Annotated in this window: 20 protein-coding genes; 5 read left to right on the top strand and 15 right to left on the bottom strand. The window is 61.7% G+C overall.

What is annotated here, in order from left to right:
* Nucleotides 1–102 precede the first annotated feature (102 nt).
* Nucleotides 103–2337 carry a response regulator gene (locus BMZ24_RS08095; RefSeq protein ID WP_092191087.1) on the bottom strand — a complete coding sequence of 745 codons (2235 nt, stop codon included), beginning with the start codon at nt 2335–2337 and terminating at the stop codon, nt 103–105.
* Between the two features lie 178 nt (nt 2338–2515).
* A complete protein-coding gene (locus BMZ24_RS08090) occupies nt 2516–3553 on the bottom strand; it encodes an acyltransferase family protein (RefSeq protein ID WP_092191085.1) in 1038 nt (345 codons plus the stop codon).
* A gap of 212 nt (nt 3554–3765) precedes the next feature.
* Here BMZ24_RS08090 and BMZ24_RS08085 point away from each other — a divergent pair, with 212 nt between their 5' ends.
* Nucleotides 3766–4671: a VgrG-related protein gene (locus tag BMZ24_RS08085; protein WP_092191083.1), complete on the top strand. Its 906-nt coding sequence runs from the start codon at nt 3766–3768 to the stop codon at nt 4669–4671.
* Between the two features lies 1 nt (nt 4672).
* On the opposite strand, the gene BMZ24_RS08080 is transcribed toward BMZ24_RS08085, so the two are convergent.
* The 13 genes from BMZ24_RS08080 to BMZ24_RS08020 form a co-directional block, all read right to left on the bottom strand.
* Entirely contained in the window at nt 4673–5176 is a 504-nt protein-coding gene (locus BMZ24_RS08080; RefSeq protein ID WP_092191081.1) for a GNAT family N-acetyltransferase, read from the bottom strand.
* Nucleotides 5169–6191 carry a D-alanine--D-alanine ligase family protein gene (locus BMZ24_RS08075; RefSeq protein ID WP_092191079.1) on the bottom strand — a complete coding sequence of 341 codons (1023 nt, stop codon included), beginning with the start codon at nt 6189–6191 and terminating at the stop codon, nt 5169–5171. Before BMZ24_RS08075 ends, BMZ24_RS08080 begins: the two co-directional genes overlap by 8 nt.
* Nucleotides 6188–7186, bottom strand: a complete 999-nt coding sequence (locus tag BMZ24_RS08070) for a D-alanine--D-alanine ligase family protein (protein WP_092191077.1) — start codon at nt 7184–7186, stop codon at nt 6188–6190. Before BMZ24_RS08070 ends, BMZ24_RS08075 begins: the two co-directional genes overlap by 4 nt.
* Entirely contained in the window at nt 7171–8406 is a 1236-nt protein-coding gene (locus BMZ24_RS08065; protein ID WP_092191075.1) for a KamA family radical SAM protein, read from the bottom strand. Before BMZ24_RS08065 ends, BMZ24_RS08070 begins: the two co-directional genes overlap by 16 nt.
* 319 nt (nt 8407–8725) lie before the next feature.
* On the bottom strand, nt 8726–9697 hold the full coding sequence (locus BMZ24_RS08060) for a hypothetical protein (RefSeq protein WP_092191073.1): 972 nt from the start codon (nt 9695–9697) through the stop codon (nt 8726–8728).
* 1 nt (nt 9698) lies between these two features.
* Nucleotides 9699–10703: a dihydroorotase gene (gene pyrC, locus BMZ24_RS08055; protein WP_143077855.1), complete on the bottom strand. Its 1005-nt coding sequence runs from the start codon at nt 10701–10703 to the stop codon at nt 9699–9701.
* Nucleotides 10704–10707: 4 nt separating this feature from the next.
* Complete coding sequence (locus BMZ24_RS08050) at nt 10708–11142, bottom strand: YqaA family protein (RefSeq protein WP_092191069.1); 435 nt, start codon at nt 11140–11142, stop codon at nt 10708–10710.
* A gap of 1 nt (nt 11143) precedes the next feature.
* Nucleotides 11144–12163: a tRNA dihydrouridine synthase gene (locus tag BMZ24_RS08045; protein ID WP_092191441.1), complete on the bottom strand. Its 1020-nt coding sequence runs from the start codon at nt 12161–12163 to the stop codon at nt 11144–11146.
* A gap of 123 nt (nt 12164–12286) precedes the next feature.
* Nucleotides 12287–12712 (bottom strand): hypothetical protein, encoded by a 426-nt coding sequence (locus BMZ24_RS08040; RefSeq protein WP_092191067.1) that lies wholly within the window; start codon nt 12710–12712, stop codon nt 12287–12289.
* A gap of 121 nt (nt 12713–12833) precedes the next feature.
* Nucleotides 12834–15959, bottom strand: coding sequence for an efflux RND transporter permease subunit (locus BMZ24_RS08035; protein ID WP_092191065.1), 3126 nt, complete (start codon nt 15957–15959; stop codon nt 12834–12836).
* A complete protein-coding gene (locus BMZ24_RS08030; RefSeq protein WP_244150307.1) occupies nt 15956–17056 on the bottom strand; it encodes an efflux RND transporter periplasmic adaptor subunit in 1101 nt (366 codons plus the stop codon). The genes BMZ24_RS08035 and BMZ24_RS08030 overlap by 4 nt, the downstream gene beginning before the upstream one ends.
* Nucleotides 17053–17802 (bottom strand): TetR/AcrR family transcriptional regulator, encoded by a 750-nt coding sequence (locus tag BMZ24_RS08025; RefSeq protein ID WP_092191063.1) that lies wholly within the window; start codon nt 17800–17802, stop codon nt 17053–17055. The genes BMZ24_RS08030 and BMZ24_RS08025 overlap by 4 nt, the downstream gene beginning before the upstream one ends.
* Before the next feature lie 466 nt (nt 17803–18268).
* Complete coding sequence (locus BMZ24_RS08020; RefSeq protein WP_092191061.1) at nt 18269–19678, bottom strand: mannose-1-phosphate guanylyltransferase/mannose-6-phosphate isomerase; 1410 nt, start codon at nt 19676–19678, stop codon at nt 18269–18271.
* 231 nt (nt 19679–19909) lie between these two features.
* Between BMZ24_RS08020 and BMZ24_RS08015 the strand changes: the two genes are divergently transcribed.
* The 4 genes from BMZ24_RS08015 to sppA are packed head-to-tail and all read left to right on the top strand — an operon-like array spanning nt 19910 to nt 25849.
* Complete coding sequence (locus BMZ24_RS08015; RefSeq protein WP_161949085.1) at nt 19910–20743, top strand: rhodanese-like domain-containing protein; 834 nt, start codon at nt 19910–19912, stop codon at nt 20741–20743.
* Nucleotides 20736–21647 (top strand): DUF362 domain-containing protein, encoded by a 912-nt coding sequence (locus BMZ24_RS08010; RefSeq protein WP_143077854.1) that lies wholly within the window; start codon nt 20736–20738, stop codon nt 21645–21647. The genes BMZ24_RS08015 and BMZ24_RS08010 overlap by 8 nt, the downstream gene beginning before the upstream one ends.
* A gap of 51 nt (nt 21648–21698) precedes the next feature.
* A complete protein-coding gene (hypF, locus tag BMZ24_RS08005) occupies nt 21699–23999 on the top strand; it encodes a carbamoyltransferase HypF (RefSeq protein ID WP_092191055.1) in 2301 nt (766 codons plus the stop codon).
* Nucleotides 24000–24013: 14 nt separating this feature from the next.
* Nucleotides 24014–25849, top strand: a complete 1836-nt coding sequence (gene sppA / locus BMZ24_RS08000; RefSeq protein ID WP_092191053.1) for a signal peptide peptidase SppA — start codon at nt 24014–24016, stop codon at nt 25847–25849.
* The last annotated feature ends 129 nt before the right edge of the window (nt 25850–25978 follow it).

The raw sequence follows: 25978 nt of genomic DNA, 5'->3' as shown, positions 1-25978 counted from the left end.
AAAAAAATTTTCAGCCCATTCCATGTCCGGCCGGCGCCGCAAGAGCCTGAACGCACACTCCGGTCCCGGCAGAAAAAACTTTCGCATCGGCCCCGTGAAATATCATCTTCTGGAGAGAATCGAGATGATGGTCTCTTTCAAATGCGCCATGTCCACGGGCTTGGCGATGTAGGCATCCATCCCGGCTTGCAGGAAGCGCTCCCGGTCTCCGGCCATGGCGTAGGCGGTCATGGCCACTATGGGGACGTCCTTGCCAAGCTCTTCCCGAATGATCCCCGTGGCCTCCATCCCGTCCATGACCGGCATCTGCACGTCCATGAAAACCAGATCGACGTGCTCGCGCTCAAGTATTTTGATGGCTTCACGGCCATTGGTGGCGCTTATGACCTCGCAGCCGAACTTTGCCAGAATCCGCTCCATGGCCATGCGGTTCACCCCGTCGTCCTCCACCAGCAGAAAGCGTCGCCCGCCAAGGTCTTCCTCCATCCCCTCGTATTGCGTCCGCGCAAGATCGCTCGACCCAACGGCAAAAGGAAGGGTCACGGCGACCGAGGTGCCCTCGCCCTGCACGCTTTCGATCTGTATCTGCCCATGCATGAGATCCACCAGACGACGCACGATGGCCAGCCCCAGGCCCGCGCCCTGATGCGTGCGCACACAGGAGCCGTCGACCTGAATGAACGGCTCGAAAATATCATTGAGACGTTCGCCTGGAATGCCCACTCCGCTGTCCTGGACCGTGCAGCGGATCCGGCAGGGAGATTCCCCCGCCGCCGAGACAAGGACAAAACGTACATCGATCCGCCCCTTCGGTGTGAACTTGACGGCGTTGCCCACCAGATTGAAGAGAATCTGCCTCAGTCTGACCTCATCGCCAAACAGATGGGCAGGGATGCGAGGGTCTGCACGCACTTCCAGCCGCACCCCCTTCTCGTGGGCCGGAACACCGAAAATATCGATGATGCTCTGCCGCACATCGGCAAAGGCGAAACTTTCCTCCTGGATGACCAGCTTGTTGGATTCGATGCGGGACAGATCGAGAATGTCGGAAAGCAGACGGGAGAGCCGATTCGTGGAGCGAATGGCCGCTTCGAGATATTCCTGCTGCTCGACATCGGGTTCCGTGGTCTGAAGCAGTTGCAACATGCTCAATACGCCATTGAGGGGCGTTCGTATTTCATGACTCATGTTGGCCAGAAATTCGGATTTGCTGCGGGATGCGTCCTCGGCAGCTTCCTTGGCCCTGTGCAGATCCTCCTGCGCTATCCGTCGCTCCAGCGCCATGCGGTCGAGGGCTTCGGCCACAAGCCCCAGTTCTCCGGCGTCATGGTCCACCCCGGTGGGCCTGGTGTAGTCGCCGGTCCGGAAACGCTCGGCGGCCATGACCAGCGCGTTGATTCTGGGCATGACAAAGGTCCTCTCCGCAACCCAGGCCATGACCAGGGCCAGCAGGGCCGCGCAGGCAGACAGAAGGAGGCCCGTGGCCATTGCTTTATGGGCGTCGGCGCCAATGGAAGCCTCGGGCACTCCGACAAAGAGGGTCATGTACGGTTCCGCCCCGTGTGCGTGTCTGATCTTGCAAAACGCGTTCATGCGGCTGAGGCCGTCGGAGCCCTTGCTGACAAAAACCCCGCTGTCCCCGCCCTGCTTCGATTTCGCCCAGGCTACAGGACTGACGAATTCCCCAAGGGGAAAAGATTCATCGACGACGGACCTGTAGATGCGTCTGCCCTCATGATCGGCAATGCCCAGAAAGGAATCGTCTGGTAGATGCTGCCCGACAAAAAATGAATGAAGCCTGGTCAGATCGAGAGCCACGGTAAGAACCCCTTTAACCTGCCCCCGCTCATCCAGGAGGGGATAGGCGAATGGAAAGGACGGAATCGAGGTCCCCCTGGAAACGATAAATTCTCCCGGAGAAAAATCCCTGGTGCGCATGGCGTCCCTGAAATGCTTGCGGTCCGCAAGACTGCCGAAGGACATGGGCACGGCCGAAGCCAGTACCTCCCCTTTTGGATCAGTCAGGGCGAGGTTGGTATAAAGAGGGTTGTGAAGCAGAATTCGCTTGAAGATCGCCATGCAGCCATCGACATCCCGGTTTTGAACCCGATCCATGACCGACAAGGTCGAAAGAGTCTGCCGGGTCACCTCGGAGGTCCTTTGCTGCACCCCGGCCATGGCCGTGACTATCCGGACCAACTCTCCCTCGGCGTGGCGAAATGCATTGTCGCGGCTCTGGAGTCCATTGAGCAAAATGATTCCCAGTGCCGGCAGCACCGACAGCAGTACCAGGCCGAAAAGCATGGCCCGCAAGGATTGGAAAAAAGCAAGACGCATGAGAAGGCTCCCAAGCCCTGGAACACGGGTGCATTCCTGGGCTTCTTGTATGCCTCATAACGCGCTGACGAAGAAAAGGGAAGGAATCAAGCAAAGCCGAATGCCTCCTTCCACGCGCCCGGGCCAGTGTCGGAACACTGCCCCGGCGTCATGAAAGGATAGCCAAACAGCTGATCTCTTACCAACCGATGAGCATGCGGCTTTTGTTGGGAAAGGCTCTTTTGACCCGTTTGGCCACTGCATAGGAGGCCCAGATGACAAGCGGCGACAGGATGGGCAAAAGATGCAGCCCGTAATAGGGCCTGTAATATGACTGAACCGTTGAAATGAGATAGATGATCCAGCCATGCAGAAAATAAATGGCAAAACTTGAGCCAGCCAGTGTTTTAAGCAGCGTGCTATCAATATGTTCGTATTTGTGCAGAAAAACCATAAAATAAACGCACAGAATCTGCTTCTGTATAAATGCTATGTCTATCCAGTTGAATTCAAATGGATTTTTCTGCAAGTTTCCGGATGCTTCGAAAAAAGCTGCCTGCACCAATGCCAGAAAAATCACACATCCCAGCAGGTGAAAATCCTTGCCCTTAAAGTTATCATATATAAAATCTCTTTCCATTGAACATAAAATACCAAACATGTAGACTGGAGAAAAATATATCACAGACTGAACTATGGACCAATTATTCACAGGCCTATGCATTAAAATCGATATCAAAGAAAGAATTGATATTATGTATATCTTTTTACGTAGATCTATTCTTATAAACCAAATAAACAAAGGAGATATTATAAACATGGCCATTATGAACGGAATATACCAATAAACCATGACGCCTCCATACCAGTAGTACAGAAGTGTCGGACGGACTATCTGATCGTAAAAAGTAGCTTCAGGACCAAAATAAAACTCCGGAAATGGCGCTTTTATGACCAATGCCCAGATAACGGGCAGAACGGACAAAATGAGATACGGTACGTACACATTCTTGAATTTCTTTTCCAAAAATTTGCGATAAACAAATTTGGGATAGAAAACATGATGAAAAAGAAATCCTGAAATGAAAACGAAAAGGGATGTCCCGCCTGAAATCAGATTGGCCAGCACCCGCTCGCCAAAACTGTCGATCACCCATCCGGTGATGCCGTAGCAATGGCCGATTACAATCAGAACAATCGCAACCGCTCGAAAATACTCAAAAGATCTCAGATGCATGCGTTCCACTCAAGGAAAAAGGTTGACGGCAGCCAAGCCGCCGCGATCACAATCAGACCAACCACATCCGACAAACCAGAAAAAAATTCCCGGCATCCCGCCGAAAAAACGCTCCGCCCGCGCCATGCCTGACCTGCCCGGGTCTGGCCCAAAATCTGCTAAGATTGCCCTGAAGCACCGCCAGCGACACGATTTTGACATGGAGACGTTACATGAGCCTTCTTGATCCCATCCAACTGATGACCCTCATGGGAACCAAGCCCGAGCGCAGGAGCCACAAGGCGGCGCTGGAGGACGGGTTTCAAAGCCACATGCGTCAGGCCCTGGGAACCAAAGACATAAATGAATTGAGCGCGAACCTTGGCGGCTCATCCATGGAAAATTCCCTCATGCGGGATGCCCTGCACGGACTGGCCGCCATCATGAAGCAGCAGTCTTCCTCGGACGCGGGGACAGGCCAGGCGCGAAGTTCCCGCAGGCAGAGCCCGACAGGCTCCCTGTCCGCGACCTTCGAGTCCGGAACATCGGGCGTGAACGCCATCGGCCATGACAGAAACGGCGGCACATCCTACGGAACCTATCAGATCGCGTCCAAGCCCGGCACCATGAAGGACTTCATCGCATTCCTGCGTGACAAGGAGCCAGGCTGGGCCTCGAAACTCAAGGCTGCCGGACCCGCGGACACGGGCTCGACCCGGGGACGCATGCCGGATGTCTGGCGTGAAATCGCGGCCGAAGACCCGGATAAATTCGGCGCGCTGCAACGAGATTTCATCGAGGCCACCCATTACGCCCCCGCCCGCGACAAGATTTTGGCACGAACCGGCGTGGACATGGACACCATGCCATCCGCGGCCCGCGAAGCGCTTTGGAGCACGGCGGTTCAGCATGGAGCCGGCGGAGCGGCCAGGATCTTCGGACGGGCCATCAAAGCCATCGGCACGGAACAACCTGAACACCAGTTCGCGCAAAAACTCATCGACAAGGTTTACGACAGCCGCAAATCACAATTCGGCTCCTCCACGGCCAGCGTGCAGGCCAGCGTGAAAAACCGCATGAACGTGGAGAAGGAAATGGTCCTGGCCATGCTAAGTGGCGACAACCAGTCCGTGGCCTAGTTCAATCCCGCTCCAGGGGCCCGATATTCTTTGTAAAATAGAGGATATCCTCGCCCGGGGCATAGTAATCGCGAATGCGGGCCTCCAGGCTGAAACCGCAGGACAGATAAAACCTTTGCGTCGGCGCGTACTGTTCCCGGGACGACGTCTCGGCGATGAGCTTGCCTCCCTTGCCCCTGCGCAGCCGCGCCTCCACTTCCGCCAGCAGCGTCCTGCCCAGCCCCTGACCGCGCATCTCTTCATGCACCGCGATCCAGTACAGATCATGGGTGCTTTCGGTGCACGGCGTCGGGCCATAGCACGCATAGCCCAGGGGGCCACGCTCCAGTGTTTCGGCGAAAACAAAAAAATATCCGCTCTCTTCTCCCTTGGCCAGACGCTCGGTCACCAGTTCCTCGGCCACATCCACCTCGGAAGCTGAAAAAAAGGCCGTGGAGGTCACGATTTCGCGCACGGCGTGTCTGTCCTCGGCGCGTACCTGATCGCGAAAGAAAATCTCATGCACGGCCGGTCTTCTCCCTCTGCCCCGCCCTCTCCAAGGCATCGAAGACGATGTCCCGGACCAGTGCGGCATGGTCCAGTCCGGCCTGCCTGGCCGCAGCCACAAAGCCCGCGTCCGGGGAAATGCACGGATTCGGATTAACGTCGATGATGTTGACCAGGCCGCCGTCGCCGACACGAAAGTCGATGCGTGCGTACCCGGCCAGATTGAAAAGTTCCCAGCAGGAAACGCCGATCCGCGTCATCTCCCGGGCCAGGGCTTCATCCCCGGCAAGATCGAAGCTGCGCGTGGAGGCGGCGTAATCCGCGCTGTCCTGTTCCCATTTGGCCGCATAGTGCAGGATGGCCGGACCGGGTGTCGCCGCATCGAAGACCATCTCCGCCAGGGGCAGCGCGCGGACCTTCCCGCCCGACTCCGCCAGCAGAGCCAGATTGAACTCCCGGCCGCTTACATAGCCTTCGGCCACGCAATCCCCGCCCATGCGCGGCGCCAGTTCCTTCATGACCGCCAGCAGCTCTTCGCGCGCACGCACCTTAACGACGCAGTCCGGGCCAAGGCCTAGGGAGGCATCCTCGAAACGCGCCTTGACGATGTATCTGCCAGGCCCGGGGAAAACGCCCCGCTGCAATTCCCCAAGCGTCGCACCGCAAGGCACGGGCAGCCCGGCCGCATGCATGAGCCGCCTGGCCAGGGCCTTGTCTCCGGCCAGACTCATGCTGCCCTCGTCCGCCCCGGTATAGACAAGCCCGGCCTTGCGAAAAAGGGCCGGCGCCAGGCATGCGAGGCTGGACACCCCATGACAGGACTCGACCAGGTTGAAGACCACATCGGGCCTGCGGTGCGCCAGGGCGGCCTCAAGCGCCGAGGGATCGGAACCAAGGACATGCTCCGAGGTCCGCCAGCCGCAACGGGCCAGGCTCTCGCGCACGCTGCGGGCCTGCAGCACCGTGTCGAGGGCGTCGGGGGAAGCGGCGTCAGGGACGCTCTCGCGTACCACGGCCACATGCAAAGGGCTCACGTGCGTGTCCTTGGAGCCCTGTTTTCGGCTCTGCGCATGGCTGAATCCATGATGCCCCTGATGAGTTCGGCATACTCCAGACCGATCTTGCCGCAGAGAATGGGCAGATCTGAGCTCTCCGGATTGAGGCCCGCCAACGGATTGACCTCGATGAACCGGGCCTCGCCCCGCTCGTCCAGACGCACATCGACACGCCCGGCGTCCAGGCATCCAAGGGCCTGCCATGCCGCGCGGGCCACCTCGGCGGCCTGCTCAGCCGGGCCGTCGGTGGCCAGTTCGTAGAGCGCCCGCTCGCGCCATTCCTGCTTGTTGGCGTAGGTGTAGGCGCAGGCGTCGCCCCGGGCGGTGGCGAGCACCTCCATGACCCCGAGCACCCTGCACTCCCGGCCGCTGCCCAAAATGCCTACCGTGAATTCCCGGCCCGGAAGAAACGTCTCGACCAGGGCGGGCTGACGATACGTGCGCAGGACATGCTCGCAGATCCCGCGCAATGCCTGCCGGTCCCTGACCAGGGACTTGTCGCTCACACCCTTGCTGGACCCTTCGGCTACGGGTTTGACAAAGAGCGGAAAAGGCAGATCGATTTTTTCCACCTCGTCCATGCTGTTCACGATCCTGAAATCGGCCGTGGGCACGTCGTGCGCCCGCAGCACCGCGTTGGTCCAACCCTTGTGCAGGGACAGGGCCAGCACTTCGGGCCCGGAAAAGGTGTAGGGAATGTCCCACGCGTCCAGCAGGGCCGGGACCTGGGCCTCGCGGGCCAATCCGAGCATGCCTTCGGCGAAATTGAAGACCAGGTCCCAGCGCCGCCCGTCAGCCAGGGCGCGCACCAGCGGCCCGACCCCGCCGATCAGCTCCACGTCGTGCCCCTGGGACAAAAGCGCCGCTTTGACGGCTTCGACGGTGACGGGACTGTCCAGCTCCGCCACCTCGTCCCTGTCGTATCCGGCAGCCAGATAGTCCTGCTGCAGATCGTAGGTCATGCCAACGAGCATGATCCCTCCTGCGGGCAAAGCTGGTCAGGGTAATGGAAAACACGGTTTTCATAGTTGCGCAGCACGATGCCCTGCTCGTCCCGACCCTGGAAATAATCCGGTTGCAGCGGCACCTTGCCACCGCCGCCGGGAGCGTCGATGACGTAGGTCGGGATGCAGTAGCCCGAAGTGTGCCCGCGCAGATTCCGGATGATGGTCAGCCCCGTCTCCACCGGAGTCCGGAAATGACTCGATCCGGGAATCGGGTCGCACTGGTACAGGTAGTAGGGCCGGACGCGGTTGCGGATCAGCCCGTGCATGAGCCGCTTCATGGTCGGCGCGTCGTCGTTGACTCCGGACAGAAGCACTGTCTGGCTCCCGAGGGGGATGCCGCCGTCGGCCAGCCGGTTGCAGGCCAGGGCCGTGTCCGGCGTCATCTCGTCGGGATGCGTGAAGTGCAGGCTGATGAACAGCGGATGATAGCGACGCAGCATGCGCACCAGCTTGGGCGTGATGCGCTGGGGAAGCACGGCCGGGACCTTGGAGCCGATGCGGATGATCTCCACATGTGGAATGGCGCGCAGTTGGGACAACAGCCACTCGATCTTCATGTCCGGCAGGGTCAGGGGGTCGCCACCGGAGAGCAGCACGTCGCGCACTTCATCATGTTCGCGGATATAGTCGAGGGCGGCCTGCCAGCTGCGCATGTCCGAGCGGTGTCCGACCTTGCCCACCAGCCGTGAGCGCGTGCAATAGCGGCAATAGGTCGAGCAGAACTCCGTGACCAGAAACAGCACCCTGTCCGGGTAGCGATGGACAATGCCAGGAACCGGGCTGTGCCCTTCTTCGCCGAGCGGGTCCGGAGTCTCGAAAGGCAGACTCAGCGTTTCGCGCACATCGGGCAGGATGCAGCGCCGCACGGACTCGCTGCGGGAGGCAACCCACAGGTAATAGGGCGTGGCGGCCGCGGGCAGTCGCCGCCTGGTCTTTTCGAAGACCGGGGCGGGCACGCCAAGAATCCGAGCCATGGCCTCCACGGAGGTGACACGGTTCTTCAACTGCCAGCGCCAGCTGTCCCAGTCCTTCTGCACGGCACCGGGAAAATGCGTGCTCATGAATTTCTTGCGATGCGCCCAGAGGCCAAGCTCCAGGTCTTCGGGAAGGGAAGATAAAGAGGGGGGTTCGGCCAGCTCCTGGTCGATTTCGGAAGGCTCTGCCGCGACTAATTCGACAACGTCCATGGTTTCCTCTGTGCACGTTAAATTATTCAAAAAATGAAAACGCGCCAATCCTTAACAATATATTGAAATAAAAACATAAAATCAGTGACAATCATCCATGCGCACCCGCTTTGGACAGCGAAAAAAACGCATGTTCCCTGATGCGACGGCTCATATGCCTTTCCCATTTTCTTGTCATCAGACTTATGCCCCGGACGGCGCAAATTTTTTGAAATTTTCAAAAATATTTCAAAGAGGCCCGCCAAGGGCGCGAAGGAAGGAAAAAATCCAGTGGTTCAAGAGGGTTCAAACCCAATGAGGCAGGGATGATCGAAGGACCCTATTCGGGCTTTGAGGACACGATGCGCTTGTAGGTTTCGAGCAGTTCCACAAAGGCGTCATGATCCCCGCCCTTGTCCGGATGCATGGACATGGCCTTCTTGCGGAAGATGCGCGCGAACTCGCGCCTGGTCATGCTTCGGATCTCGGCCATGCCCATGCCGAAGAGTTCGCGCACCCGTTCCGGAGCGACGGTTCTCGGACGTGGACGGGGACGGCGAAAATCGTTCATGAAATCGCGAAAGATGCGCTCGAAACCAGCCGACGCGGCAAAATCGAAATCATAATGCAGACACGCATAACGCCGCAGATACGTCCGCGCATCGGTGTGGCCGAAGGCAAAGCCCGCATCGTCCCACAGGGCGCAGAATTCATGCATGAAGGCTTCGTCAAGACCGGCCGGGTCCAGGGCTTCGGGCATGGTCCGGGCCGCCGGGGAAGTGAAATGGCGTTGCAGATTGAACACCGCATGCACGTAGCCGCGCACCTCCTCCATGGGCAGGGAGCGCTCCAGACGCAGGAAGAGCTGCTCGATTTCGTCCCGGCTCTTGTCCAAGAGGCTCAAAAACAGCTTGGGGCTGACTTCGTCGATGCGGCTCAGGTTGATCTCGCCCGAACGCATGAAAGCCATGCGTCTGCGATCAAAGGGATGCAGGGCGCGGATGAGGTCTTCCTGCGTGCGGGTCAGCACCGTTCGCGTCCATGTCCGGGAGCGCCCGGCCCGGTCCCTGAAATCCTGCGGGGCAAAGGGAGCAAACGCCTCGTCGAGCTCATCCATGTCCAGGTCCAGACCCGCCAGCGCCTCAAGAAGCTCCTCGGCATAGGATATCCCGAAACGGCCGAAACGGACCATGCGGCCAGGGTCCGCCCCCAGGTCTAGAAGGGTCTCAAAACCGAAGCCGCCGTCCACCGGCACGGAACGCCGCAACTCGAAGCGCAACGGCCTGCCTTCTCCCAGCACCGCCACGTACATGTCAGTTCACCACCTGCCAGGCCAGGGTCTGACCCGCAAGATAGGGCACGACGGAACCGAAGCGCTCCGGCACGGTCCAGGCGCGGCGCTCAAGACGCACCTCCCTGGCCATGGGGGTCAGGCCGTAGGCGGCGCGGGCGCGGTCCGAAACAAAGGCCTGCAGCAGGTCCAGGGCGTCCAGCTCCTCGAAGAGACCGGCCAAGGCAGGCAAGGCCACGGGCGCGGAAAAGATTCCGGCCGCGCAGCCGGGCGCTTCCTTGGCCGTGATCGGATGCGGGGCCGTGTCGCTGCCGAAGAACGCCCGGGGGTGATGCAGCGCCGCCTGTCGCAGGGCGTCGCGATCCTCCGGACGTTTGGCCACGGGCTTGCAGAAAAGATGGGGCCGCATGAGCCCGCCGAGCACGTCATCAAGGGTGATGAGCAGATGGTGCAGGGTGACCGTGGCGAAAAGGTTGTCGAAGCGGTCCAGCAGCTCCACCCCGGCGCGGGTGGTTACGTGTTCGAGAACAATGCGCAGCCGGGGAAACGAGCGCGCCCACTCCGCCACCACGGGCAGAAAAACCGCCTCGCGGTCCATGACGAATCCGCATCCCTCCCCATGGATCAAAAGGGGGATGTCCAGCTCCTCCATGATGGCCAGGGTTGCGTGGGCCTGCCGCATGTCGGCCAAACCGGCCTCGGAGTTGGTCGTCATTCCGGCGGGATAGAGCTTGAGCCCGATGATGTGCGGCCTTGCGGCCAGCAGCTCGTCCCTGGAGTAGGACTTGAAAAAAAGAGTCATGAGCGGGGAGAACGATTCTCCCGCCACGCGAAGTATTTTCTCCCGGTAGTCCAGCACCTGCGTAAGCTCGGTCACTGGCGGGGTCAGGTTGGGCATGACCACGGCGGCGACGAAGTCCCGGGCCGTGTGTGGCGCCACCAGGGCCAGCATGTCGCCCTGGCGCAGGTGGACATGCATGTCCAGGGGAGAATGCAAGATCAGCATGAAACCTCCAGGAAATACCATTATGTCAGGAAAGAAGATAGGCAAGTCCGGCATAGCGGGCAAGCTTGCCGAGCAGCACAGGCGGGACAAAGCGCTTCAGGGACAGCCCGAAGAGGCCGGCCACGGCGCAGAGCGGGTCCCCGAGTATGGGCGTCCAGGCCAGCAGCAGGCTCCACGAGCCATAACGGGCGAAAAGGCGCACCGCCCGCTCCCGCTGCGCGGCGGAAAGGCGCAGCATCCGGGTCAGAAAGGGCTCGCTCCCCCACCGTCCGATCCCCCAGGTGGTCATGGCCCCCAGGGTGTTGCCGGCGGTGGCCGCCGCTACGCAGGCATATGGATCGACGCCGGCCAGAATCAGGGCTGCAAGGGCGGCCTCGGAGACCACGGGCAGAAACGTGGCGGCCAGGAAGGACAGGATGAAAAGCCCGGTCAGTCCGTAATCAAGGAGCAGCTCTTCCATGTCAGGACGTGAACAAAAAGGCGTTGGGGGTGGACGCGACCCGGGGCCTCTTGCCCAAAACCCGCATGGCGTTCTCGGCCATGTCCTCGCGGGTGAGCCCCCGTGCCAGCTCCGGCCAGAGGCTGTGGCCGAAGACGAAATTGGCGGCCAGATAGGGCAGGTATTTCTTGTACATCTTGATGGCGCGCGTGGGCTCGAAATGCTTCCAGATGGCGTCGATGATCTTCAGCGCCGTGTTCAGAAAAATGTCCTCGTCGGGCTCGAAGCCATGCACCAGCTGGGCGAAAATCCAGGGCCGGGCGATGGCCATGCGGCCGATGGACACTCCCGCGCAGCCGGTCTCGGCGACCATCCGGGCGCAATCCTCGCCGGAAAAGGCGTTGCCGTTACCGAGCACGGGAATTGAAACGGCAGCGGCCACGGCCCGAATATGCGCCCATTTGGGCGGACGGGACCGGCGATCCGGCGCGATGCGCGGGTGAAAGGTCAAGAGGTCCGCGCCCGCGTCCTCGAAACGCCTGGCCAGATCCACGGCCAAATCCGGAGAGTTCTCCCAGCCGCTGCGGAATTTGACCATGACCGGACAGCGCACGGCCTGGCGCACGGCCCGCACGATGGCCACGGCCCGCTCCGGGTCCTTGAGCAGCGCCGCCCCGTATCCCTTCTTGCAGATGGCGGCCACGGAGCAGCCCATGTTGATGTCCACGCCCATGAGCCCTTCGGTCTCGATGCGCCTGGCTGCGGCGGCCATGACTTCGGGCTCGCCCCCGAAAATCTGGCAGACAAGACGCGTCGCCTCCTCGTCGCGCCAGCGGAACACGGGGGAATGATGGCGGCTTTCCTGCGGCACGGCGCGGGCGTTGCACATCTCCGTGACCATGAAACCATGCCCTCCGAATCCTCCGAGCACTTCCCGAAAGGCCACATGCCCAAGACCTGCCATAGGCGCCAGGACAAGGCGCGAAGGCAGAAGCACGGAGCCGACGCTCAAGGGATCCGAAAAAAAGGCGGGGTGCTGCATGAACACGTTCTCCACAAAACCGGAAAAATCGGGGACAGGAGCCGAAACGGCCAGGAACGAAAAAGCTGAAAAAGCGCCCTCCACCGGGGAAGAGCGCTTCGGAAACGAACCGAACAAAAAGGATCAGGACAGCATGAAAACCCGGATGACGCCGATTCCGGTGACCACTTCCGCCAGCGCCAGGAGTACGGCCACCGAATTGAAGACGGCGTGCACCAGAGGCAGGTAGCGGCGTTTCATTCTGTTGCGATCCATGATCACGCCCGTGATGTACCCACCCGCGATGCAGGGCATCATCATCTGGCCGATCCAGTAATGGTTGCCGGTGATGGTGTTCTGGCCCCAGTGCTGGCCGACGGCATAGAGGCCAAGGACCAGTCCGCTCATCCATAGAATATGTGCGTACTTGCCGAGCCGGACATGTTCGGCCCACATGAACTTACCTTTCTTTCCCAAGTGGTTGGCCTGAAAACGTGGCCACCCGAGGGACAAGACGTACAGGGCCAGACCGGTGGCCGCGAGTTGAAGCAGAGGATGAATCCAGAGCATTATGCACTCCTTGAAAGGCAAAGTGTGGGCGAAAGCATCCGCCGCGATGGTAGCGGACAGGTGAGTGCATAGATGAGGGGGGCATGATTGACAAGGCCCCCATCACACGTCGGCAGGCGTCCTAGCCGGTTGCCCCGGCCCTTGCCGCCCTGCGCCGGGCCATCCATCCCCTGGCTCCGTCCTGTAATGAACACAGCACCGGCACCACGACCAGAGTCAGCAAAGTGGCCACAAGAAGCCCGAAAATGACCGCCACGGCCATGGGACCCCACCACTGCGCCGACTCCGACTCCGTGATCAGCTCCAGCCTGAAGAAGTCGAAGCTGACCCCGAGGGCCATGGGCAAGAGGCCAAGGATGGTGGTCACGGCCGTGAGCAGCACAGGGCGGAAGCGGGTCAGCCCGGCCGTCATCAGCGCCTCGCGCGTCTCCATGCCCGTCGCTTTGAGCTGCTCGAAGTAATCAATGAGCACGATGGCGTTGTTGACGACCACCCCGGCCAGGGAGATGACGCCCACGCCGGTCATGATGATCCCGAAAGCCGTGCCGGTGAGCAAAAGCCCCGCGAAGACCCCGATGAAGGACAGCACCACCGAGGTCAGCACGATGAGCGGAGTGACCATGGAGTTGAACTGGGCCACCAGCACCATGAAGATGAGGAAAATGGCGACCACAAAGGCCTCGCTCAAGAATTCCTGGGCCTTGCGCTGCTCTTCCTGCTCTCCGGCGAAGCTGTAGGTGTACCCACGCGGCCAGGCCAGGGTCCCGAGCCTGGCGTCCAGTTCGCGGATGATGTCGTTGGCGAGCCTGCCGCTGACGTCGGAGGAGACCGTGACCACCCTTTTCTGGTCCTTGTGGTTGATGGCCCCGAGGCCGCTGGCCAGTTCCACCCGGGCCAGAGTGGTCAGGGGCACCGGTTCGCCGTCCGGACCCGAGACCGTGATGCGCTTCAGGGATTCCACCGACTCCCTGTCCTTGCGCGGCAGCTTGGCGACGATGTCGTATTCGTCCTTGCCCTCGCGGTACACGCCGACCTTGGCTCCGTTGATGGCCGCCTTCACGGTGTAGGCCACGGTGTAGGTGTCGAGGCCCAGGAGCGCGGTCTTCTCCTTGTCCACCCGGATCTGGATCTCCGGCTTGCCGGTGACCAGGTTGTCCTTCATGTCGACGATGCCGGGGATGTCGCGCATGAGCTCGCGGACCTGCTCCACGATCCCGGCCAGCACCTGCATGTCGTCACCGTAGATCTCAAGGCTGACCGGATCGCCGGTGGGCGGCCCCTCGTCTTCCTTCTCCACGCGCAGTTCCACCCCGGTGATCTGTGCGGCAAGCCTGTCTCGAACCTCCGAGACGATCTCCGAGGAATGCCTCGTGCGCTCGCCGATGGGCTTGAAATCGAGGGTCACGGAGCCGAGGTGCGTGCCGCTTCCGCCCCCGCCGAAATCCCCGCCCGTGGCCGCGCCCGTGCTGCCTATGACGTAACGCACGTCCTCGTACTCGGAACAGACGTCCTCGATGATCCTGATGTAACGGTCCGTGGCGTCAAGACCAGTGCCGACGGGCAGCTTGACGTTGGCGTAGGCCCGCTTGGGCTCGGTTTCCGGAAAGAACTCCACGCCCTTGCCGAATTTGCCGAAAGCCAGGGCCGAGCCGAAAAACATGACCACGCAGACCCCCAGAACCAGCGCCCTGTGGTTCAGGGCCCAGCCCAGAAGCCACATGTAGACCCTCTTGGACCTGGACCGGGCGACGTTTCCGTCACCGGCGAAACGCGGGGGCGCGGCGGTCTGATAGCGCGCGGACAGGACCGGATTGATGACCAGGGCCACGAAAAGGGAGCCCATGAGCGCCAGAATGACCGTCTTGGGCAGAAAGGACATGAATCCGCCCATGATTCCGGGCCAGAAGATCATCGGAAAAAACGCGCCGATGGTGGTCAGGGTCGAGGTGATGACCGGCCAGGCCACTTCGCTGGTCCCGTCGAGGGCCGCCTGGAAGCGGTCCTTGCCCTCCTGCATGTGACGGTAGATGTTCTCCACGATGACGATGCCGTTGTCGACCAGCATGCCAAGGGCCAGGATGAGGGAAAAAAGCACGACCATGTTCAGGGTGATGTCCAAAAGGCGCAGGAGCGCGAAGGTGATGAGCATGGACACCGGAATGGCCACGGAGACGAACACGGCGGAGCGCCCGCCGATGAAGATGAGCACGACGAACAGGACGAGGATGAGCCCTGTCAGGATGTTGTTCTCCAGATCGGCGACCATGTTGCGGATGTCCTCGGCCATGTCCGCGGTCAGACTGATATTCAGGGAGGGAGGAAGAAGCTCGCGCATTTCCTCGACGGCGGCCGCGATCTGGTCGTTGATGTCGATGATGTTCTCGCCGCTGCGCTTGATGACCTGCAGGGTCACCGCGTTCTCCCCGTTCAGGCGGCTCAGTGTTGTAGGGTCCTTGTAATGATCGCGGATGGCGGCCACGTCGCGCAGATAGACGGGCTTGCCGTCACGCACGAAGGCCACGATGGAGTCGATCTCCGCCGGATTCTGAAAATCCTCGGGCACGCGCACCTGATAGCGCATGTCGCCGATATCCATGGACCCGCCGGGCATGTTCACGTTGCCCCGCTCCACGGACTGCAGCATGGCGGTGAAGGGCACCCTGTAGGCGCCGACGCGGTCGAGGTCGAACTCGACGTGGATTTCACGCTCGAGACCGCCGATGATCCGGGCGTCGAGCACTCCGGAAATGGACTCGAACCTGTCCTCCAGGTCCTCGGCAAAGACCTTGAGACGCTTCAGGCTAAAAGGGCCTGACAGGACCACCTGAATGATGGGCATGTCGGAAAAATTCATTTCGCTGACGACCGGATCGTCCTCAAGGTCCGACGGCAGGTCGCCGGAGGCCTGATCGACCTTGTCGCGCACCTTCTGCAGCGCGTCGTCGATGTCCTCGCTGGGCAGAAACTTGATGGCGATGGTGGACTCGCCGTCGTTGGACTGCGAGGTCAGTTCCTCCACGCCCTCCAGTCCCTTGAGCTTGCGCTCCAGGGGGATGGTGACCAGCTTCTCCATGTCCTCCGGAGCCACGCCCTCGTAGGTGGTGGTCACGAAGATGTAGGGGATCTGGATGTCGGGAGCGGCCTCGCGCGGGAGCTTCACGTAGCTGTAGAGCCCGGCCACGATGATCAGAACCAGGGTGACCAGGACCAGGGGTTGCCGGTGCTGTGCGGTTTGATTGACGATCATCGCACGTTCACCTTTGTCCCGTCCTCCACCTCGGTGTGCCCGGCCACGATGAGCCTGTCCCCGGCCTTGAGGCCGCCGAGCACCTGCACGCGGTCACCCTCGATGACGCCCAGCTCGACGGAACGCGCCTGGGCCACTCCGTTCAGCTCCACGAAAACGATCCGTTCGCCTCCCTTGTCCTGCACGGTGAAGAGGGGCACGGTCACGGCATTCTCGATCAGGCGTCGCAAAAAAGCCGCCCGTGCGATCATGCCGGGCCGGATGCTGCCATCGGCATTGTCCACCACCACCCGGACCTGAAAGGTGCGGGTCGCGGGGTCCGCCTTCCAGGCCACGAAATCGATCTTTCCCATCCACTGCCGCTCGGGATAGGTGTCCACGAGCACCGTGACCTTTTGCCCTTCGGCCAGGAAACGCACATCGCCCTCGGGCACGTTGAAGTTGATGCGCATGGTGGCCACGTTGACGATATCAGCCACGGGTCCGCCCTCGGCCACGAATTCGCCGGGGTCGACATGGACCTTGTTGACCACGCCGTCCAGGGTGGACGACACCGTGCCATGTCCGTACTCGACCTCGGCCTCGCGCAACCGCGTCACGGCCGAGGTCAGCTCGTTCTGGGCCTGCTCCAGTTCTTCCCGGGCCAGAACGCCCTGCGCGTGAAGCTCGCGTCTGCGCAGCAGCTGATCTTCGGCCAGCCGCACGTTCGCCCGCGCGCGGTCACGGGCGGCGCCCAGGGCGGACAGGTCGATGCGGGCGATGTGATCTCCGGTGCCAACGACACTCCCTTCGGTCACCCCGACCCACTCCACGACGCCGCCGCGCTGGGCGGCCAGGCGCACGTCATGCAGAGCCTCGGTTTCCCCGGGCAGGACCAGCATGTCGCGCATGGTGACGGTCCTTATCTCCTCGGTCACGACATTGACCACGTGCACAGGCCTGGCCGGTACCGCAGCCTCGGAGGCAGGGCCTGCCGTGCCGCCTTCGGCCACGCCGGAAGTGTTCGCGGGCGCATCCGAACAGCCGGCCAGAAAGCCGCAGATGCAAAGGACAAGCGCCACGCGATTCAAGAAATTCTTTTCCCGGGTCATTTTCATTTCATGTGCTCCGAAATATGAGTGATCCCACCCAGTGAAAAACGGGTGATGTGCAGGGCCGCCTCCGAAACCTCGTCGGGTGTGAAAGGCAGGCCGTCGCGCTGGGCCATGAGCGCGTCCCTGTTCGTGTTGTAAAAAAGAATCTGGGCAACGATGGAACGCCCCATCATCTGGATGCGCATATCGTCCCGGCCATCCGCGATCATGCCCCCTTCCCGGGCCAGATCGAGCAGCAGCGGCGCCAGAAAATTCCGGACATCCTCCCTGTGCTTCCGGGCGTGAACCTCGAAAGGCGGCATGGGATGGACAAAGGCCTCGGACAGCATCCGCCCGAGCATGCACTCGTCCTCACGGCCCTCTGGAAACAGGATGCGACACAGAAACGCGAACACGAAACCATGCAGCCGCTCGGCCGAAGGGGCATCGTCGGGCACCCCGCCATTCATGGGGTATATGGCCAAAAGCTCGTCCAGAAGAATGCGCAGGACCTCCGCCAGGAGCTCCTCCTTGCCGCCGAAATGGTAATTCACGGCTGCAACATTGGCGTTGGCGGCGCGGCATATCTCCCGCACCGTGACCCCGCCCCCCTTGCGCCCGAACACCTCCCGCCCCGCCAGCAGGAGCCGGTGGCGCGTCTGGACGTCCGCCGCCGGGTCCCTGGCATCCTGTCCGAGGCACGAACCACGGCCGTCTATAACTCCCCGCGCGGCCTTCAGCAATCGCTCCGCCACCTTCTGCATCGTCATGGGCACCCCCTGTTTCAAACGGCGTTTGAAACAAGGTTTTGATCACGTCAAGCAAAAAATTGCCCAACCTTCGCACCCCGGCGCCACAAAAAAAAACCCGCCTGGGCACGTGCACAGACGGGAAAGCAAAATTACGGAAATAAAGCCTCAAGGCGCTTTTAGCGCCCGTAGACGTCCTCGAAACGCCTACTACATTAATCTATAGCTTTTGCCCGCAGCGACGCAGCAATCGGGCCTTTCTCGCCTGCCCGGCGAAAAGTGCGATCCAAACTTTTTCTTTCCACCGTCAGCACACCACGGTGAGGGGCGATCCCAAACTTTTTTTTACACCGTCAGCACGCCACGGTGAGGGGCGAGAAAGGTTCGAGGGCAAGGAGCGTGGGTAAAAGCTGAGCCGAAGTGTAGCCGACTACATGAGGCTCAGCTTTTGCCCGCAGCGACGCAGCAATCGGGCCTTTATCGCCCCTCACCGGCCGTAGACGTCCTCGAAGCGGACGATATCGTCCTCGCCAAGGTAGCTCCCGACCTGCACCTCGATCAGTTCAAGCGGAATCTTGCCGGGATTGGCCATGCGGTGCACCGCACCCAGGGGCAGGTATACGGACTCGTTCTCGCGCAGCAGGATCTCCTCGCTGTCCCGGGTAACCAGCGCCGTGCCCTGGACCACCACCCAGTGCTCGGCGCGGTGAAAATGCTTCTGCAGGGACAAAACCTGCCCCGGCGCGACCACGATGCGCTTGACCTGGTAGCGCACGCCATCGCCGATGGACTCGTAATGCCCCCAGGGCCTGAAGACCTTCTTGTGGGAGACGGCCTCGATGCGATTCTCGGCCTTGAGCTTGTCCACGATCTTCTTGACTTCCTGCACCCGGTCGCGCGGCGAAATGAGGACCGCGTCGGAGGTCTCGACCACGATGTGGTTCTCAAGGCCCACTGCGGCCAGAAGGCGCGTCTCGGCGTGCAGATAGGAGTCATGGACGTCGCAGAGAACCACGTCCCCCTTGCTCACGTTGCCGCTCTCGTCCTTGCTCCCGGCCTGCCACAGCGCGTCCCAGGAACCCAGATCGTTCCAGCCGCAGGACAGGGGGACCATTACCCCCCGGTCCGTCTGCTCCATGACCGCGTAATCCACGGAATCCTCGGGACAGGCGGCAAAGGCGTCCCGGTCCAGCCGCAGAAAGTCCAGGTCCTGTCCGGCAAGCTCAAGAGACTTGCGGCAGGACTCCACGATGGCCGGTGCGAAGCGGTCCAGTTCGGACAGCACGGCCTTTGCGCGGAACACGAACATGCCGGAATTCCAGAAATATTGCCCAGAGGCGACATAGCTCTCCGCCGTAGGCAGGTCGGGCTTTTCCACGAAACGCTCGATGGCGCGGGCCGAGGAGTCCGGAAGCGCCGGTCCCTGGAGGATGTAGCCATACCCTGTCTCCGGGGCCGAAGGGACGATGCCGAAGGTGACCAGATGGTCCGCTTCGGCATGCACGGCGGCTTGGCGCACGGCCTCGTGAAACCGCTCCGGTTCTCCGATGAGGTGATCCGCCGGAAGCACGAGGAGCACGGCCTCAGGGTCGGTCTCCAGGGCCTTCATGGCCGCGATGGCCACGGCCGGGGCGGTGTTCCTGCCGACGGGCTCAAGGATGATCGCCGCCGGCGACACGCCAAGGGCCCGCATCTGCTCGGCGATGATGAAGCGGTGTTCTTCGTTGCAGATGATAATGGGCCGTGCGACCTCGTCCAGTCCCTGCAAGCGCAGCAGCGTGTTCTGGACCAGGGTCCGGTCGTCGATGAGCGGCAGCAGCTGCTTGGGGTACAGTTTTCGCGATAGGGGCCAAAGCCTGGTGCCGGAGCCGCCGGCAAGAATGACTGGAATGATCATGTTCTGCTCCAAAAAAAAGAAATGAGGGCATGCGCGCCAAAACTCGGCTTATGTACCTTGGATGATGACAAAATCAAATGGCAATTTCAGCGCCCCTTGCCATGCGGAACGGGGTGTGCGACCGTCGCCGGACCCTTGCCGGTCATGCCCGGCCAGGGGGTCTGGATTTATGAATGTCTTTGCCGTACAGGAAGGGTTAACGCCAACCGAGGCACACAAAGAGGCAGGGTGATGAGCAGACAAGTTATTGATATTTTTCCAGATGAACTCGAAGAACTCAAGAACAAGACCAGGGAGCGCGACTATCTGCTGATCGATGTCCGACAGCCTGGAGAATTCGCCCAGAGCCACATTCCAGGCGCCCAGCTCATCCCGCTGCCGGAGATCGAAAACCGCATGACGGAGCTGGCCGGGGAAAAAAACCTGATCCTCTACTGCCGCACCGGCGGCAGATCCTCCGTGGCCGCCGCCCTGATCAAGGACGCCGGACCAAGGCAGGGCGCGCTCTACAATCTGGTCGGCGGAATCGCCGGCTGGGAGGGCAAGGCCCTGAAAGACATCCCGCATCTGGAGCTCTTCCCCCGGGACATGGCCTTGAGCCAGACCCTCTACCGGGCCATGAACATGGAAAAGGGAGCCTGGCTTTTCTACAACGAGCTCGCCCAGGAATACAAGGGGAAGGAACTCGGCGACATGATCAAGGATCTTGGCGGCATGGAAGAGGTCCACGCCCGCGCCGTCTTCACCTACTGGAAGAAAAACAGCCCCACACCCATCACCGACGGCTTCGAGGAAACGTTCGAGCGCCTGGACGGCCGGATCATGGAGGGCGGCAAGCCCATTTCGGCCTGGATGGCCCGTCTGGGCACGGATCCCGAAGACCGAATGCTGCGACTTCTGGAACTGGCCTGCGAAATCGAGTACTACGCCTACGATCTCTACCGGGGTCTGGCCAAACGTGACCGCGACAGCGAAGCGGTCCGGACCTACCTCATGCTCGCCGAGCAGGAAAAAGCCCACGTCCGCGTCGTCACCAAGGCTCTGGACCGGTTCTTTGGTGATTGAAGTCTTCCTGAGGCAGACGCCGGACTACGCCCATGCCGCAGGCATGATCCCGGAACTGCTCGACAACGTGCTCCCGGACATCGCCGGATCCCGGCTGCTCATCAAACCCAACTTCGTGGCGCTGCGCGGGGCGCACCCGTGCTGCACCCATCCCGTGGTCATCGCCGCCGTCGCAAGGCACTGCATTGAACGCGGGGCGCACGTCACCATCGGGGATTCACCCGCATTCGGAACCGCCCAGGCCATCGCCCATGGCATCGGGCTGACCGAACTGCTGCGCCCCCTTGGCCTTGAGGTCGTCACCCTGAACAGCGGCGTTTGCGTCAAGAGCGGACCCGTGCGGGTCCAGGTCTCGTCCGTGGCGCTAAACGCCGACCTGATCCTGAATCTCCCCAAATTCAAGGCCCATTCACAGATGCGGTTCAGCGGCGCGGTCAAAAACCTGTTCGGATGCGTGACCGGGGTGCGCAAGGCCTGGCTGCACGCCCTGCACGGCGACAAAAAGGACCGCTTCGTGGCCATGATCTGCGGACTCATGCAAGTCCTGCCGCCCACGGTCAGCCTCATGGACGGAGTGCAGGCCATGCATCGCACCGGGCCCATCTCAGGCGAGGCCTATCCGCTCGGCTTCCTCGGAGCGAGCGCCAGTCCCGTGGCCATGGATGCGGCGGCGGGCATGGTCCTTGGCGCGCAGCCGGAATTTTTTCCCATCTGGGCCCATTGCCTGCGCGAAAGGCTGCCCGGCGCGGACACGGCGGCCCTGGACTTTCCCGGGGACAAACCCGAGGATTTCGACGCCGCGGACTTCATCCTCCCGGCGTCGCTCAAGCCGGAGTCGTTTCGGCCGGACATCCTCTTTCGCAGCCTGGTCAAGCGCGCGTGGCTGGCTCGATGCAAAAGCTGACCAAACCGATACGATTTATCTCAATAAAGGACACAACACCGGATATCTCAAATGCTCATGCAACGCTGGAAATGGATCATCACCGGAGGGGTGCAGGGTGTGGGCTTTCGGCCCTTCGTCTACAAGGCGGCACTGCACGCCAAGGTCACGGGGCAGGTCCTGAACACGCCCGAAGGAGTGCTCATCGAGGTTCAGGGCACGCCGGACCGGCTTGAGGCCTTCGAAGACACCTTCTCCGCCACCATCCCCCCCCTGGCCCGCATCGTGACCTGGGACCGGGAAGTGACCTCGCCGCTGCCCGGGGAGGACGCCTTCCAAATCCTCAAAAGTACGGGCGGGCACGGGCATCAGGTCCTCATCAGCCCCGACGTGGCCACCTGCGACGACTGCATCGCGGACATGCGCGACCCGGGCAACCGCAGATACCGCTACGCGTTCACCAACTGCACCAACTGCGGGCCGCGCTACACCATCACCCGCTCCATCCCCTACGATCGCGCCTGCACCTCCATGAGCTGCTTCCCGCTCTGTGCGGACTGCCAGGAGGAATACGAGAACCCGCTGGACCGGCGCTTCCACGCCCAGCCCAACGCCTGCCCCGAATGCGGCCCGAAACTGTGGCTGACGGACAGGACGGGCCGGACCCTGTGCGAAAACGACGAAGCCGTGCGCCGCACCGCCGCCCTGCTGCTCGAGGGCAGACTGTTGGCCATGAAGGGCCTGGGCGGTTTCCATCTCGTCTGCGACGCCCGCGACCAGGAGGCCGTGCAGGAACTCAGAACCCGCAAGAACCGCAAGGACAAACCCCTGGCGATCATGGTCGCGGACCTCGATGCGGCCCTGTCCTTCTGCGTTTTGTCCGAGGCTGAACGGGAACTGCTGACCGGCAGGCAGCGGCCCATCGTCCTGGCCCGGGCCCGCAAGGACTCGGGGCTCGCGCCCGGACTGTCCCCGGACACCGCCTTTCTGGGCGTCATGCTGCCCTACACGCCCCTGCACCATGTGCTCTTCGATGAACTCAAACGCTCAGGGATTCTCCCGGCGGCCCTGGTCATGACCTCCGGCAACCTGAGCTCCGACCCCATCTGCCTCGGCAATCGCGAGGCCTTGCGCCGTCTGGGGAGCATCGCCGACAATTTCCTGCTGCACGACCGCGACATCCTGATCCGCTGCGACGACTCGGTGCTGCGGGTGGTGGACGAAAAGCCCCAATTCATCCGCAGGGCGCGCGGCTACACCCCGGCACCCATCGATCTGGCCAAGGACGGCCCGACGGTGCTTGGCGTCGGCCCCCTGCTCAAGAACACCCTGTGCCTGACCAAGGGTCGGCAGGCTTTTGTTTCCCAGCACATCGGCGATCTGGACCACCTCGAAGCCTACGGCTTCTTCCGGGAAATCCGCGCCCACCTGCAGGACATCCTGCAAGTCGAACCGCAGGCCGTGGTCCACGACCTGCACCCGGATTTTCTAAGCACCGGCTTCGCCCGTGAGTCCGGACTGCCCTGCCTGCCCCTGCAGCATCATTTTGCGCACATCCACGCGGTCCTGGCCGAAAACCGGCACATCGGGACGGCCATCGGACTGGCCCTGGACGGAGTCGGGCTTGGCGACGACGGCACCATGTGGGGCGGCGAGGCCCTGCTGGTCGATACGGCGAAACTCGAACACAGGCGTCTGGCGCGCTTTTCCCAGGTCATGCTGCCCGGCGGGGATGTGGCCACGCGCGAACCCTGGCGGCTGGCGCGGGCCCACCTGCATGCCCTTGGCATCCAGGCTCCGGGCGAAAAGCCCTGGCCCTGGCTGCAGAAATACGCCGCCGCCGACAAGGTCGTCGCCCAGGTGCTGGGGCGCCGCATCAATTCGCCGCTCTCCTCCAGCTGCGGAAGACTTTTCGATGCAGTGTCGGCCATGCTCGGCCTTTGCGAACGTATCTCCTACGAGGGGCAGGCGGCAATCAGGCTCGAAGCGATACAGGACAAAGAGGAAAAAGGTGTTTATTCGTGTCCCGTAATCGAATATGACGGGATCGTGGAACTTGATACCCTTGAACTTTTTGCGCAGGTTCATGCCGAGTGGCGCGACGGTGAACGCCCGGCAACAATAAGCAGGCGCTTTCATCTTGGTCTCATTGACGGACTGTGCAGGCTTTGCCTCCATCTGGCCGAGAGGTGCTCCTGCACCACCGTGGCCCTGAGCGGCGGGGTCATGCAGAATCTGACCCTGGCCACCGAGCTTCCCAGGGCCCTGGCCGCGCAGGGGGCAACCGTCCTGACCCACCGCGAACTGCCGCCCAACGATGCCTGCATCTCACTTGGCCAGGCAGCCTACGGACAACTGGTCCTGCAACCCTAACAGGAGTGCATCCCGTGGAAATACTCGCCCGCATGAAAACAATACTGAGCATACTGTGGAAGGTCCTGAGCACCACAAGAGTCGTCGTCGCCAACATTTTCTTTCTGGTGGTGGTCTTCATCCTCCTCGGGGTATTTTTTACCGATACGGAAGATGCGTTGCGCCAGAACTCGGTCCTTCTGGTCAACCCGGCCGGAACCCTGGTCGAACAGCGCAGCGCGCCGGAAGCGGCCGAGGCCCTACTCAAGAAAATGGGCCGGGAGACGGCCAAGGCAGACGAGACCAAAACCCAGGACGTCATCGACGCCATCCGCAAGGCCGCCACGGATCCCAAAATTCTGGCCCTGGTCATCGACCCCCGGGACCTTCAGGGCTGCGACACGACCAAAATCCTCGACATCGGCAAGGCCATCCTCGATTTCAAGGAGACGGGCAAACCCGTGCTCGCGCACTCCATGGTCTACACCCAGGGCCAGTACCTGCTGTCGTCCTATGCCGACACGATCTCCGTCAATCCGCTGGGCGGAGTGCTGATCACCGGATTCGGCATGTACCAGACCTATTTCAAGGGCCTCCTGGACAAGACCCGCATCAATTTTCACGTTTTCCGCGTGGGCGACTACAAGACCGCCGTGGAACCCTTCGTACGCGAATCCATGTCCGAAGAAGCCCGGGAGTCCGGGCGGGAATGGCTGAACGGTCTCTGGCAGGCCTATCTTGACGAGGCGTCCAGGAACCGTGGCGTCTCCCCTTCCGACATCGTCTCCTACGTGGAGAACATCGACACCAGACTTGCCGCGACGGGCGGCGATGCCGCGCGCCTGGCAGTGAATGCGCAACTGGTCGACGAAATCAAGACCTCCACCCAGTTCGACCAGTTGCTGGCCGGCAAGACCGGAAAGAGAATCCAAGACCTGCACCGGGTCGGCTTTCAGGACTACCTTGCCATGTCGCCCTCCTCCGAGCCCTCGGGCAAGGAAGTCATCGGCATCATCAGGGCCCGGGGAGCCATCCTGCCCGGCAAGCAGCCGGAAAACATGACCGGCAGCGAATCCATCGCCGAACTTTTCCAGAAGGCGCGACAGGATCCCGCCATTCTGGCCGTGGTCCTGCGTCTGGACAGCCCCGGCGGGAGCGCCGCCGCCTCCGAGGAAATCCACCACGAGATCGCCCGCACCCAGGAGGCCGGCAAGCCCGTCGTGGTATCCATGGGCAGCGTGGCCGCCTCGGGAGCGTACTGGATCGCATCCGGCGCCAACCGCATCGTGGCCGCTCCGACCACCCTGACCGGCTCCATAGGCATTTTCGCGGCCTTCCCCACTTTCGAAGACACGGCCATGAACCTTGGCATCACCACCGACGGCATCGGAACCACCGCGCTTGCCGATCTGGGCAATCCCCTGCGGCCCCTGTCCGCCCAAAGTGAGAGGGCCATCGGGCAACTGCTGCGTTTCGGCTACGACCTCTTCATAAACCGCGTGGCCAGCGGCCGCAGACTGCCCGCGGCCGAAGTCGAGAATTCGGCCCAGGGACGGGTCTTCCTGGGCCGCGAAGCCCATGACCGCAGGCTGGTCGATCAGCTCGGCGATCTGGACGACGCCCTGAAGACCGCCGCCAGCCTGGCCGGACTGACCGTGGTCAACAGCAAGGAACTGCGCCGGGAGCCCTCTCCCCACGAAAAGATCCTGCAGGCCTTTTTCTCGACGGCCCAGGCCCTTTTCACGCAACAGTCCCCAGCCGTGTCCAGACTGCTGAACATGGTCGAGACCCAGGCCCGGGTTCTGGAAAGCTTCGCCGATCCGAACCACATCTATGCACGCAGCATGGAGTGCGAGGGCTCTCTCTTCTGAGCCAATTCCCCGCCCGGCGCCGGTCGCCGGGCGGCCCCTCTCTTTTTGCGCCTTGCCAACCCCTCGCCTTGTGTTTAAAAATACGGGTTTGCCTAACCGCGAACCCGCTTATCGCGTCCCGTCCAAAAA

It is taken from the genome of Desulfomicrobium norvegicum, assembly GCF_900114595.1.
Taxonomy (GTDB): domain Bacteria; phylum Desulfobacterota; class Desulfovibrionia; order Desulfovibrionales; family Desulfomicrobiaceae; genus Desulfomicrobium; species Desulfomicrobium macestii.
The sequence above is the reverse complement of the archived record's forward strand: the minus strand, read 5'-3'. Positions and strand labels throughout refer to the sequence as shown.

What these genes read in the sequence shown, in the direction of transcription:
- BMZ24_RS08095 (WP_092191087.1), bottom strand. Translation starts at nt 2,337, where the DNA reads ATGCGTCTTGCTTTTTTCCAATCCTTGCGGGCCATGCTTTTCGGCCTG.
- BMZ24_RS08090 (WP_092191085.1), bottom strand. Translation starts at nt 3,553, where the DNA reads ATGCATCTGAGATCTTTTGAGTATTTTCGAGCGGTTGCGATTGTTCTG.
- BMZ24_RS08085 (WP_092191083.1), top strand. Translation starts at nt 3,766, where the DNA reads ATGAGCCTTCTTGATCCCATCCAACTGATGACCCTCATGGGAACCAAG.
- BMZ24_RS08070 (WP_092191077.1), bottom strand. Translation starts at nt 7,186, where the DNA reads ATGCTCGTTGGCATGACCTACGATCTGCAGCAGGACTATCTGGCTGCC.
- BMZ24_RS08065 (WP_092191075.1), bottom strand. Translation starts at nt 8,406, where the DNA reads ATGGACGTTGTCGAATTAGTCGCGGCAGAGCCTTCCGAAATCGACCAG.
- BMZ24_RS08060 (WP_092191073.1), bottom strand. Translation starts at nt 9,697, where the DNA reads ATGTACGTGGCGGTGCTGGGAGAAGGCAGGCCGTTGCGCTTCGAGTTG.
- pyrC (WP_143077855.1), bottom strand. Translation starts at nt 10,703, where the DNA reads ATGGTATTTCCTGGAGGTTTCATGCTGATCTTGCATTCTCCCCTGGAC.
- BMZ24_RS08050 (WP_092191069.1), bottom strand. Translation starts at nt 11,142, where the DNA reads ATGGAAGAGCTGCTCCTTGATTACGGACTGACCGGGCTTTTCATCCTG.
- BMZ24_RS08045 (WP_092191441.1), bottom strand. Translation starts at nt 12,163, where the DNA reads ATGCAGCACCCCGCCTTTTTTTCGGATCCCTTGAGCGTCGGCTCCGTG.
- BMZ24_RS08040 (WP_092191067.1), bottom strand. Translation starts at nt 12,712, where the DNA reads ATGCTCTGGATTCATCCTCTGCTTCAACTCGCGGCCACCGGTCTGGCC.
- BMZ24_RS08035 (WP_092191065.1), bottom strand. Translation starts at nt 15,959, where the DNA reads ATGATCGTCAATCAAACCGCACAGCACCGGCAACCCCTGGTCCTGGTC.
- BMZ24_RS08030 (WP_244150307.1), bottom strand. Translation starts at nt 17,056, where the DNA reads ATGAAAATGACCCGGGAAAAGAATTTCTTGAATCGCGTGGCGCTTGTC.
- BMZ24_RS08025 (WP_092191063.1), bottom strand. Translation starts at nt 17,802, where the DNA reads ATGACGATGCAGAAGGTGGCGGAGCGATTGCTGAAGGCCGCGCGGGGA.
- BMZ24_RS08020 (WP_092191061.1), bottom strand. Translation starts at nt 19,678, where the DNA reads ATGATCATTCCAGTCATTCTTGCCGGCGGCTCCGGCACCAGGCTTTGG.
- BMZ24_RS08015 (WP_161949085.1), top strand. Translation starts at nt 19,910, where the DNA reads ATGAGCAGACAAGTTATTGATATTTTTCCAGATGAACTCGAAGAACTC.
- hypF (WP_092191055.1), top strand. Translation starts at nt 21,699, where the DNA reads ATGCTCATGCAACGCTGGAAATGGATCATCACCGGAGGGGTGCAGGGT.